The sequence below is a fragment of the Kitasatospora sp. NPDC057936 genome, assembly GCF_042887525.1.
GTDB lineage: Bacteria > Actinomycetota > Actinomycetes > Streptomycetales > Streptomycetaceae > Kitasatospora.
On sequence record NZ_JBHVPD010000021.1, the window covers coordinates 84287 to 95367 of the forward strand.

Consider the following 11081-nt stretch of genomic DNA (forward strand, 5'->3'; position numbering starts at 1 on the left):
GTGCCTCGGGCGTGCGGCGGGTCAGCTCGCGCTGGGCGCGGGCTCGGACGGGGCGGCGGCCGGCGTGGTGGCGGGCGTGGCCGCCGGGCCGGCGCTGCCCGTCGCGGACGGGGCCGGGGTGCCGCCGGGCGCGGCGGAGGGGGCGCCGGTCGCGCCGTCGGTCGGTGCGGCGGTGCCCGGAGCCGTCGCCGGGGCCGTGCCGCCGCCGCTCGGAGCGGGAGTGGCCGACCCGGCGCTCGGGGCGGCGGTGGCCGCGGAGGGCTTGCAGCCGTCCTGCTTGGCCATGGCCGCACCGAGGTCGCCGCGCTGGAGCTTGCCCTGCGCCTGGGTGGACAGCGTGGCCAGCTGCTGCACCTGGTCGGCGACGCTGCGCAGCCCGTCCGCGAACTTGGACTGGTCGGCGCTGGACAGCGCGTCCAGCTTCTTCTGGACGTCCAGGTAGCCGTCGGCCGCCTTGTTCAGCTCGGCGACGGTGTCCTTCTGCAGGTTGGCGCCGTCGTCGACCTTCGGCGCCCCCGCCGCGTCGATCGCCTTCGCGATGTCCTGGTTGGTCTTGGCGAGACGCCCGACGTCGGCGGAGAGCCGCTTCTGCAGGTCGGCCGGGGCCTCGCCGGTCTTCACCTGGCCGGTGTCGGCGAGCGCGGTCTGGGCCTGGGCGATCGGGTCCTTGGCCGCGCCGCAGACGTTCGACGCCCAGGACTCCAGCTGCTTGCTGTTGTCGTCGCCGCAGCCGACGGCTCCGAACGCGAGCAGCACGCCGAGGGCGGGTACGGCCAGCAGTCGCTTGTTCACCGGGAGAAGCCTTTCGGTTCGGTCGTCTTCGGTCGTCGAACCTACACGCCGCCGATCCGCTCCCCGGTTCCCGGCCGCCCTGGCCGGGTTCGGGCCCGACGAAGGCCGGCCCCGGGCACGCCCCGGGCGCACCCCGGGCCTCGCTCAGCCCGAAACCGGTACGCACCCGGCCCTGACCCGGTACGTACCGGCCCGAACTCAGGCGCGCTCGACGCGGATCGGGTCCCCCGGCCGGACCGTCCGCAGCACCTGGGCGTCGCCGTCCAGCGCGCCGAGGATGTTGCAGGGGCTGGCCAGCCGGCACTCGTCACCGCGCGAGATCGGCGTCGGCCCGTACGGCAGGGCGAGGCTGTCGCCGTCCGTCCAGAACGCCACCGTGCCCGGCTCGACGACCTGTTCGGCGTCGTCCTCCCGCAGCACGCTGACCGGCGTCCCGAAGTAGACCTCCTCGCCCCAGGTGCTGGCCGAGGAGCCGATCGGCAGCTCGGCCCAGAGCGCCTCGGCGGTGGGGGTGGCCCGCAGGGTGGCGGTCGCCTGACCGGCCGGCCACAGAATGCGTATCCGCATGGTCGTCCTCTTCCGCGACAGGTCCGATCGTCGATCGTGGATGGTCGATCGTCGATCGGACCCGGTCGTGCCGAAAGCAGCGAACCGCCGGATTCAACAGTTTGTCAACGGGATCCCGAGGAATGGACGCACGGCGTCACGGCACTGCGGCGTCACGGCACTGCGGCGTCACGGCACTGCGGCGTCACGGCGCTGCGGCCACGCAGGCTCAGGGGTCCGCCCGGCGAAGCCGGAGACCGTCCGGTCCTCCCGGTCCTCAGACCGCGAGGGCGTCGACCGAAACCGGCCAGCTCATCCGGATCAGGCCACCGTCCGTGCCGTTGGTGACCTCCAGGTCCTCGACCAGGCCGGTGATCACCGCCAGGCCCAGGGTGTCCTCGTCCGGATCGCCGCCCTCGGCCGCGCCGGAGGCCGGAACGGCGGACGGGCCCGCCTCGTCCTCGACCTCGATGAGGAAACGCTTCTCCTGATCGGTCAGCGCGACCCTGACGGTGCCGCCGATGCCGCCGCGCTGGTGCAGCCCGACCGCGCGGGAGCACGCCTCACCGACCGCGAGCCGTACCTCGTCGAGCACCGACTCGTCAACGCCGGCCCGTCTGGCGACTGCCGCGGCGACCAGTCGGGCCGTGCGGACGTGCTCGGGAAGCGCGCTGAATCGAAGTTCGACGGTTGCCATCTCTCCCCCTCGGGGTGCTCCGACCGGGGCCGACGCCGCGGCCCCTGCGGGCCGGCCGAACCGGCCCCGGTGCGGCCGGGGACGACCGGGGCGAGGCGCCCCGACCGTCCCGACCGCGTGGATCGGGCGGGCCGGCCACCAGGACCGGCCCGGCCGCATCAGTCGGTCGCGTTGACCGCGTCGTCCACCGAGGTGTGGATCGGGAAGACCTTGGTCAGGCCGGTGATGCGGAAGATCTTCAGGATGCGCTCCTGGTTGCAGACCAGGCGCAGCGAGCCCTCGTGGGCACGCACCCGCTTCAGACCGCCCACCAGTACGCCCAGACCGGTCGAGTCGAGGAAGTCCACGCCCTCCATGTCGACGACGAGGTGGTACTTGCCGTCGTTGACGAGCTCGACCAGCTGCTCCCGCAGCTTCGGGGCGGTGTACACATCGATCTCGCCGCCAACCTCGACGACCGTGCGATCGCCGACTGAACGGGTCGACAGGGACAGGTCCACGGAACCTCCAGCACCTTGCCTTGCTACGTCATGTGCGTTCCTCGGCCGGACGGCCGCCACCGCATGGTCGCGAGCCCCGGGCGCGCCCAGCCAACGCGTGGCAAGCCTCGGCGCTGCGACCCACGGCCATACGGCCGTCACGGCCACATTCAACCACCTGCGACCATGCCCGCACGATGGCTTACGACGATTCTCCGTCACGCCGGTGACACACTGGGTCCCCATGCCGCCCCGACACAGCCTGCCCGAGGCACTGCTCACGACCCTGTCCACCACCAGGGGGCGGTCCGACCGGCTCACCCATACGGAGCACCTTCCCGCCCGACCTGCGCGTTATGCGCCTTGGCCGGACTCGATCCGCGCCGAGATCACGGCCGCCGCGCGCGCCGTCGGCGTGGAACAGCCCTGGGCGCACCAGGCGGAAGCCATGAACCTGGCCAAAACCGGCCAGACTGTGGTGATCGCCACAGGCACCGCCTCGGGCAAGTCGCTCGGCTACCTGGCCCCGGTCCTGAGCGATCTGCTGGACGGCACCGAGGCCCGCAACGGCCGCGGCGCGACCGCCCTCTACCTCGCCCCGACCAAGGCGCTCGCCGCCGACCAGCGCCGCCGCGCCGCCGAACTCGCGCCGCCCCGGGTCCGGGCCGCCCTCTACGACGGCGACACCCCGCCCGAGGAGCGCGAGTGGGTCCGCCAGTACGCCTCCTACGTGCTCACCAACCCGGACATGCTGCACCGGGGCATCCTGCCCGCCCATGCCCGCTGGTCTTCATTTTTCAAGGTGCTGCGCTACGTGGTCGTCGACGAGTGCCACAGCTACCGGGGCGTGTTCGGCTCGCACGTCGCCCAGGTCCTGCGGCGGCTGCGCCGCATCTGCGCCCGCTACGGTTCGTCACCCACCTTCCTGCTCGCCTCCGCCACCACCGCCGACCCGGCCGCCACCGCGGGGCGGCTGACCGGCCTGCCCGCCGTCGCCGTCACCGATGACGCCTCGCCGCGCGGACCGATGGTCTTCGGCCTCTGGGAGCCGCCGCTGACCGAGAACGTCGGCGAGCACGGCGCACCCGTCCGCCGCACCGCCACCGCCGAGGCGGCCTACCTGCTCACCGACCTCGTCGAGCAGCAGACCCGCACCGTCGTGTTCGTCCGCTCCCGGCGGGCCGCCGAACTCGTCGCCCTGCAGGCCCAGGACCAGCTCGGCCGACCGCTCGCCGAGCGGGTGGCCGCCTACCGCGGCGGCTACCTCGCCGACGAACGCCGGGCCCTGGAACGTGCCCTGCACAGTGGTCGGCTCCTCGGCCTCGCCTCCACCTCCGCTCTCGAACTGGGCGTCGACGTCTCCGGCCTCGACGCCGTCCTGATGGCCGGCTACCCCGGCACCCGGGCCTCGCTGTGGCAGCAGGCGGGCCGGGCCGGACGCGAGGCCCAGGGCGCGCTCGCCGTCCTGATCGCCCGGGACGACCCGCTGGACACCTACCTGGTGCACCACCCCGAGGCGCTGTTCGCGGCGCCCGTCGAGGCCACCGTGCTCGACCCCGACAACCCGCACGTCCTCGCCCCGCACCTGTGCGCGGCCGCAGCCGAACTCCCGCTCACCGACGCCGACCTGGAGCTGTTCGGCCCCTCCACCGCACCCCTGCTGCCCGTCCTGGAACGCCGCGGCCTGCTGCGCCGGCGCAGCGACGGCTCCTGGTACTGGACCCGCCGCGAACGCGCGGCCGACGCCGTCGACCTGCGCGGCAGCGGCGGCAGCCCGGTGCAGATCGTCGAGGCCGCCACCGGCCGGCTGCTCGGCACGGTGGACGCCTCCGCCTCCCACACGACCGTCCACACCGGTGCCGTCCACCTGCACCAGGGGCGCACGTTCCTGGTCCGCGAGCTCGACCTGGAGAACTCCGTCGCCCTGGTCGACGCGGCCGACCCGCCGTACACCACGGCTGCCCGGGACATCACCTCCATCTCCGTGCTCGACACCGACACCACCGTCCGCTGGGGCGAGGGCCGGCTCAGCTTCGGTTCGGTGGAGGTGGTCAACCAGGTGGTCGGCTACCTCCGGAAACGGATCTCCACCGGGGAGATCATGGGCGAGAGCAAGCTCGACCTGCCGCCCCGCACACTGCGCACCCGGGCGGTCTGGTGGTCCGTCACCGAGGACCAGCTGCTCGACGCGGACATCCCGCTCGACCGGCTGCCCGGCGCCGCCCACGCCGCCGAGCACGCCTCGATCGGACTGCTGCCGCTGTTCGCCACCTGCGACCGCTGGGACATCGGCGGCGTCTCCGTCCCGCTGCACCCCGACACCGAGCTGCCCACCGTCTTCGTCTACGACGGCCACCCGGGCGGGGCCGGCTTCGCCGAACGCGGTTTCCAGCGGGCCGTCCAGTGGCTGACGGCCACCCGCGAGGCGATCGCCGCCTGCGAGTGCGAGCGCGGCTGCCCGTCCTGCGTGCAGTCGCCCAAGTGCGGCAACGGGAACGACCCGCTGGACAAGACCGCGGCCGTCCGGCTCCTGGACGTCCTGCTGGCCGGCGCCCCGAAGGCGGCGGACGGGGCTCCCGCCCCCACCGACACGGACTCATGAACCCTCCTCCACCGGGGTGACCGCGGCCCGGATCGGTCCGGCACGGGCCCGCGCTCGCGCCGGACCGACCGGAAGCCGCACCGGCAGCCCCGCGACGGGCACCTCGGCCACCACCTCGACGGCGTCGTCGTCCCGGTCCAGCACGCAGGACACCAGGCCCGCGCCCTGCGCGGCGACGATCCCGGCCGCCCGACCGCACCCGCCGTCCGGGTCCAGCAAGAGCCGGTCCGCCGCCGCGAGGGCCGCGAGATCGGCCGCCGCCTCGGCCCGGTGCCGGGCGGCGACAACCGCACCGACCGCCATCGTCGCCGCGAACACCGAGCAGCCGAGCATCGCGAAGGCCACCAGCCAGACCGTCGCCGAGCCGGTGTCCGCAGCCCCGCCGAGCCCGCGCGCCGCAGCGACCCGGGACCGCGCGCCCACGATCGCTGGCACCAGCCGGCGGGTCAGGACGGCCATGCCGTTCCTCCTCCCACCAACGTGTCCTCCCGCGCCGCCACCGCGACGGCGCTCAGCCGCACCGAGAGCAGGCCTCCGAGCCTGCCAGGCGCGCCGCAGGGCGCGTCCACCGTGACCCGCACGGTGTCGGCCGCCAGGGCGACCTCGACCTGTGCCCCGGGCGGGGCCGCCTCACGGGCGACCACAACGGCGTCGGTCTCCCCGCGGGCCGCGGCCCGGGCGCCGACCCGGGCCGCGTCCACGCACCGGATCTGGGCCGCCGCGGCGAGCACGCCCCAGATCAGCAAGGCCGCGAGCAGGATCAACGCCGGCATGGCCACCGCCGTCTCCGCCGTCACGAACCCCGCGTCACCGCGTGCCCTGCCGCGCCGATACCCGCTACGTCGCATGGAGCGCCCGCTCCAGCAGATCGGTCAGCGCCCCGGTGACGGTCGCGCTGGTCACCACCTTGTAGAGCCCGGCCGCGAACGCGCACGCGCCCAGCGTGCCGACCGCGTACTCCGCCGTGGTCATCCCGGCGTCCGAGCGGCCCCTGGCCCGAACCAGCCGCCGGACCCGGCGCGCGGTCCAGCGTCCCCGGCGCCTCCACACGCCCGGCAACGGCCGGGCCGGAAGGGCGTTCACGAGCCTGGGCGCAATCACAACAGCCATGGTCTTCTCCTCATCGGTTTCGGTTGCACGCGATGCGTTGCGATGCGTGCGATGGACTCGGCGAACTCGGTGGATTCGGCGGGGCTGCCGGGGCCCCTCACACCGCAAGTGCGAACCGGCTGGTCAGCCCCACGACGACCGGCACGACACCGATCAGCACGAACGCCGGAAGGAAGCAGAGCCCGAGCGGCGCGGTGGCCAGTACCCCCGCCCTGCGGACCCGGGCGTGGGCCGCCCTGCCCGCAGCCGTCCGCCGTGCGTGGGCGAGTCCGATCAGGGACCCGGCCACCGGGGAGCCCCCGAGGCTCGTACGGACCATGCAGCGAACCAGCGGTGCCAGCGAGGGGTGCTGGTCGCCCAGCCGGTCCCAGCACAGCTCCGGCGGTGCGCCCAGGGCCAGTTCGGCCCCGATCGCCACCAGCCGGGGTCCCATCGGAGCGTCCACGCTCCGCCCGACCGCCATGACCGCCACGGAAGGCGAGGCAGCCGAGCCGAGGCAGGCCGCCAGCAGCTCGGCGCTCAGCGGGAGTTGCCGGGTGAGCAACTCCTCCGTCAGCTCGGTCCGCCGATCGGCCGGTGACCGCGCTCGTGCAAGCGCCTGGTAGGCGCCCACCGCCAGTACCGCTCCCAGCAGCAGCCCGAGGCCACCGCCGAGCACCAGAGCCGCTCCAGCGCCCGCCAATGCCGCCATCACCGACCGCCGGAGCACCCCGGCCCCACCCGCCTCCCGCGCCAACGGCGCCGGCCGCGCCGCGGGAACCCGACCGAAGAGCCTGACCGAGGCTCGGCGCCGCCTCACCCACCGGCGCCCCGGCACAACTCCCGCCGCCACAGCGGCCATCAGGACCGCCACACCCCACATCACCCGGCCACCGCCTCTGCCCTGGCGCTCCTGCTGCTCACCGGCCTGCGCCAGGCCCGGCGGCGTGGCAGGCCGCTCAACGCCCGCCCGACGCCCCGGACTCCCCACTCGCCACGTACTCGCCCGGAGCGGCGTGTGGCGGCCGTCAGGGCCCGGGCGCCCGCCCTCCCGGTCCTCGGCGCCCACGGCGCCCACGAGCCCGGAACAGCAGCGCCGCGCCCCGGGCCTGCGGGGCCCTCCAAGCCGCCCCGAGCAGCCGCCCGCACGATCCGAGCCGTCCAGGCCATGCCCAGCCCTTCCAGCACGGCACCCACCGCGAGGCAGCCGAGCCCGGCAGACGTGTGCAGGAGGACGTCCACCGGCCTCGCCCCCATCGCAGTGCCCAGTAGCAGCCCGGCCGCCGGCAACATCGCCAGGACGGCGATCGTCGTTCGAGGCCCCGCCAGTTCACCGGCGATCTCCTCGGCCAGGGCCTGCTCGCCGCGCAGCGCCTCCGCGACCCGGTCCAGCGCGGCGGCCAGCCCCGCGCCCCCGTCGGACGCCACCCGCCAACAGGCCGCGATCGCCGCCGCCCCGCTCCCGCCCGGCAGTTCGGCGAGCAGGTGCAGCGCACCGGGAACGTCGCCCCCGTAGCGGCCGGCCGCCAGCCGCGCCACCGGCTCCTCACCCAGCCTGCGCAGGGCATCCGGGTCGGCCGCGGTGCGCGCCGTCACCACGTGGAGCGCCTGCTCCGGTGTCGACCCGCTGCGCAACTCCCCTGCCAGCCCGGCGCAGAGCTCGATCACACCGGCTGCCCGGCACCTTGCCCGCGCCGCCACGGCCCGCCGCAGACGCCACCTCCGGAGCGGCACCACGGCGAGGGCACCGACGAGCACCGGCACCGGCGAGGCCGTCACGTACCCGGCCGCCAATCCCACCGGGAGGAGCAGCAGTTCGGGAACCAGCCACTGCGGCGGCCCGAGTGCACCCACCGGCCTCATGGGAGGCACCGGCGGCCCGGCGCCCGCCAGCACCAGCCTGGAACGCCGCCCGCCCGGCAGCTGCTGCTGCACCACGTGCCACCCGCCGAGCGCGACCACGCACAGCGCAGCGGCCCACCACAACGAGATCTGACCGTCGATCATCTCGTGAACCTCCTTGTCATCGACGTCGTCCACGTCGTCCACGTCATCGGCCTTTCCGGCCCCAGTCCCCCAGCAGCGCGAGGGCACCCACCGAGAGCACGCTCAGCAGCAGGACGAAGCCGAGTTCCGCCGCTCGCGCACTCGCCCCCGCGAGCCCTGTCACGGCGGACCCGCCGAGAGCGTGACGCCGCGCGCCGCCAGCAACCCGAGCAGTCGCTCCCAGCCCGCCTTCGGGGCCATTCGGCCCTCCGCCGTGAACTCCACCGCCGGGATGGTCACGGCCAGGCCCTCGCGGTCCCCCGCCAGCGTGTGGATCTCGGCCACCCGGCGCCGCCCCGAGCCCGGCTCCCGGACCAGGTGCACCACCAGGTCGAGTGCGGCGCGCAACTGGCTGTGCAGCGACGGCCGGTCGAGCCCGGCGAGCGAGCCCAGCGCCTCCAGCCGCACCGGCACGTCCGCCGCCGTGTTGGCGTGGACCGTCCCGCAGCCGCCCTCGTGGCCGGTGTTCAGCGCGGCCAGCAGGTCCGACACCTCGGCCCCGCGCACCTCGCCGATGACCAGGCGGTCGGGCCGCATCCGCAGCGCCTGCCGGACGAGGTCCCTGAGGGTGAGCTCGCCGAGCCCCTCCTGGTTGGGCGGTCTGCTCTGCAGCCGGACCACGTGCGGATGGGCCGGTCGCAGCTCGGCGGAGTCCTCGGCGACCACGATCCGCTCGTCCGGGCCGACGAGGCCGAGCAGGGCCGCGAGGAGCGTGGTCTTGCCCGTCCCCGTGCCGCCGGAGACCAGGAGCGACAGCCGCGCCCGCACGATGCCGGCCAGCAGGCCGGCGCCCTCGGGTGGCAGCGTCCCGCCCGCCACCAGCTCGGCGAGCGTGAACGGCCGGGGCCGGCAGACCCGCAGCGAGATGTGCGTGCAGCCGGCCGCGATCGGCGGCAGCACGGCGTGCAGCCTGGTGCCGTCCGGGAGCCGGGCGTCCACCCAGGGGCGGGCGTCGTCCAGCCGCCGCCCCGCCGCGGTGGCCAGCCGGTGCGCCAGCCGCCTGACCGCCTCGGCGTCGGCGAAGCGGACCCCGGTGGCGCGGTGCAGGCCGCCGCCACGGTCGACCCACACCTCCCCCGGCCCGTTCACCAGGACGTCCGTGACGTCGGGCGCCGCCAGCAGCCGGTCCAGCGGGCCCGCACCCACCAGTTCGGCGCGCAGGGAGCGCACGGTGTCCAGGACCTCGTCCCCGCCGAGCGGCGGCCGGGTGGCCCGCAGCGCGGCGGCGACGGATCCCTCCGTCGGGGCGGCGCCCGACTCGGCCAGCCGCAGCCGGACCGCGTCCAGCAGCGCCGCAGTCCGCTCCTCCCGGGCCGTCCGCCCGTAGGGGCACGGACGGGACTGTTCCGGCGGCCCGTCGGGTGGCGGGACGCTCCGGAGCAGCCGGTGCTCCCGCGCACCGCCGCCCCGGCCGGGCGAGCCGCCCATCCCGCCGGCTCCGGCGGAAGCGCCGGTGCCACCCGAGCCGGACCCGATCCCCGTTCTGCGCAGACGGACCATCAGTACACACCTCCTCCGACCGCCGGCACCGGCGGCAGCACTTCGTCCAGGAAGGTCGCGCAGAAGCGCGCGAGCGGGCCGTTGTCCCGCGTCCCGGGCGGCACGCCCTTCTCGACGTCCTCGACCAGCCCGGGCTCCGGCTCCAGTTCTCCCGCGAGCTCCAACCGCAGCCCGCGGGCGATCCGCCCGGCCGGGAGGCCGCGCGCCCGCAGCGGGCGCACCACCGCCCGGACGTCCCCGAGTCGCATCCGGACCGCCGCCGCGACCCGGTCGGCGGCGGCCACCGCCCGCAGTTCGGCCGGGACCACCAGCAGCGCCAGGTCCGACTGCTCCAGCGCCTGCCCGGCCGCCGCGTCGAGGTGGCGCGCCACGTCGACCACGACGAGCCCGCCGCGCCGTCTGGAGGCGGCCAGGACGCTGCGCATGGCCTCGGGCGGCACGGCCAGCGTGTCGCCGCGGTCCCACGACAGGCAGGACAGTCTGGACGGCCGTTTGAGCGCCGGCAGCGCCCGGGCCAGTTCGGTCCCGCTGACCCGGCCGCGCGAGCCGGCCAGATCGGGCCAGCGCAGCCCGCGGGCCGTCTCTCCGCCCAGCAGGATGTCCAGGCCGCCGCCCAACGGATCCCCGTCGATCAGCATCGTCCGCCGGCCGGACCGCGCCGCGGTGACCGCGAGGGCGCACGCCAGGGTGGAGGCCCCTGCGCCGCCGCGGCCGCCGAGCACGGCGACGGTGAGCGCCGGGGGCCCGACGCCCTCGGCCGCGTCGGCGATCCGGTCGAGCAGCCAGGCCTCGGCGTCGGGGAGGAACAGCACGTGCTCGGCGCCGAGTTGGACGGCTCTGACCCATACCTCCGGGTCGTCCAGGTCCAGCCCCAGCAGCAGGACCCCGGCACGACGGGGCAGCCCGGCGCACCGGGCCACCTGGTCGTCCCCGACCAGGACCAGCGAGGAACTCTCCCAGAGCCCGCGCGGCGGCGGGGCGCCCCGGATCAGCTGCGGCTCGGTGCCCGCGGCCGCGCAGAGCCGCACCAGGTGCTCGGCGAGGCGCTCGTCCTCGGTGAGGACCAGCGGCCCGGTGGCTCCGGGCCCCTCGACGGTGGTGTGGCCGGTGATCGGCGTCGACATGGTGCTCTCCCCTCCGCGGCGGGGGCCCCGGGGGGCGGGGGGGGGCGGGCGGGCCGGCGGGGGTGGGGGGGGCGGCCCGCGGGGGGGCGGGGGGGGGCGCGTGGGGGGGGGGGGCGGGGTGGGGGAACACCAGCGGCACCAAAAACCAACACCCAAGACGCGCGAGTATGTTAAAAGCGGGGGTGTGGTGTGAAGCGCCCGCCACG

Annotated in this window: 12 protein-coding genes; 1 reads left to right on the forward strand and 11 read right to left on the reverse strand. The window is 75.7% G+C overall.

The window, feature by feature from the left end; translation table 11 throughout:
- Positions 1-21: 21 nt before the first annotated feature.
- From ACFVU9_RS14360 to bldG, 4 genes are all read right to left on the reverse strand, one after another.
- Positions 22-792, reverse strand: coding sequence for a hypothetical protein (locus ACFVU9_RS14360; protein ID WP_387593362.1), 771 nt, complete (start codon positions 790-792; stop codon positions 22-24).
- 198 nt (positions 793-990) lie between these two features.
- Complete coding sequence (locus ACFVU9_RS14365; RefSeq protein WP_380499072.1) at positions 991-1359, reverse strand: cyclophilin-like fold protein; 369 nt, start codon at positions 1357-1359, stop codon at positions 991-993.
- Positions 1360-1615: 256 nt separating this feature from the next.
- Positions 1616-2035: an ATP-binding protein gene (locus ACFVU9_RS14370; protein ID WP_380445076.1), complete on the reverse strand. Its 420-nt coding sequence runs from the start codon at positions 2033-2035 to the stop codon at positions 1616-1618.
- A gap of 158 nt (positions 2036-2193) precedes the next feature.
- Positions 2194-2535 (reverse strand): anti-sigma factor antagonist BldG, encoded by a 342-nt coding sequence (bldG, locus tag ACFVU9_RS14375; protein ID WP_049659132.1) that lies wholly within the window; start codon positions 2533-2535, stop codon positions 2194-2196.
- Between the two features lie 223 nt (positions 2536-2758).
- Between bldG and ACFVU9_RS14380 the strand changes: the two genes are divergently transcribed.
- Positions 2759-5116 carry a DEAD/DEAH box helicase gene (locus tag ACFVU9_RS14380; protein WP_387593367.1) on the forward strand — a complete coding sequence of 786 codons (2358 nt, stop codon included), beginning with the start codon at positions 2759-2761 and terminating at the stop codon, positions 5114-5116.
- Here the strand turns inward: ACFVU9_RS14380 and ACFVU9_RS14385 are convergent.
- The 7 genes from ACFVU9_RS14385 to ssd form a co-directional block, all read right to left on the reverse strand.
- The gene (locus ACFVU9_RS14385) at positions 5111-5575 is read right to left on the reverse strand and encodes an Rv3654c family TadE-like protein (protein ID WP_387593370.1); all 465 of its coding nucleotides are present in this window, start codon (positions 5573-5575) and stop codon (positions 5111-5113) included. The two genes, ACFVU9_RS14380 and ACFVU9_RS14385, sit on opposite strands and share 6 nt — an antisense overlap.
- Positions 5563-5964, reverse strand: coding sequence for a TadE family type IV pilus minor pilin (locus tag ACFVU9_RS14390; protein ID WP_387593372.1), 402 nt, complete (start codon positions 5962-5964; stop codon positions 5563-5565). The genes ACFVU9_RS14385 and ACFVU9_RS14390 overlap by 13 nt, the downstream gene beginning before the upstream one ends.
- Entirely contained in the window at positions 5954-6088 is a 135-nt protein-coding gene (locus tag ACFVU9_RS14395; RefSeq protein ID WP_387593375.1) for a DUF4244 domain-containing protein, read from the reverse strand. The genes ACFVU9_RS14390 and ACFVU9_RS14395 overlap by 11 nt, the downstream gene beginning before the upstream one ends.
- A 235-nt stretch (positions 6089-6323) precedes the next feature.
- The gene (locus tag ACFVU9_RS14400) at positions 6324-6884 is read right to left on the reverse strand and encodes a type II secretion system F family protein (RefSeq protein ID WP_387593378.1); all 561 of its coding nucleotides are present in this window, start codon (positions 6882-6884) and stop codon (positions 6324-6326) included.
- A gap of 203 nt (positions 6885-7087) precedes the next feature.
- Positions 7088-8212 carry a type II secretion system F family protein gene (locus ACFVU9_RS14405; RefSeq protein ID WP_387593381.1) on the reverse strand — a complete coding sequence of 375 codons (1125 nt, stop codon included), beginning with the start codon at positions 8210-8212 and terminating at the stop codon, positions 7088-7090.
- 159 nt (positions 8213-8371) lie between these two features.
- A complete protein-coding gene (locus ACFVU9_RS14410) occupies positions 8372-9679 on the reverse strand; it encodes a TadA family conjugal transfer-associated ATPase (RefSeq protein ID WP_387593384.1) in 1308 nt (435 codons plus the stop codon).
- 71 nt (positions 9680-9750) lie between these two features.
- On the reverse strand, positions 9751-10875 hold the full coding sequence (gene ssd / locus ACFVU9_RS14415; RefSeq protein WP_380499064.1) for a septum site-determining protein Ssd: 1125 nt from the start codon (positions 10873-10875) through the stop codon (positions 9751-9753).
- Positions 10876-11081: the final 206 nt, after the last annotated feature.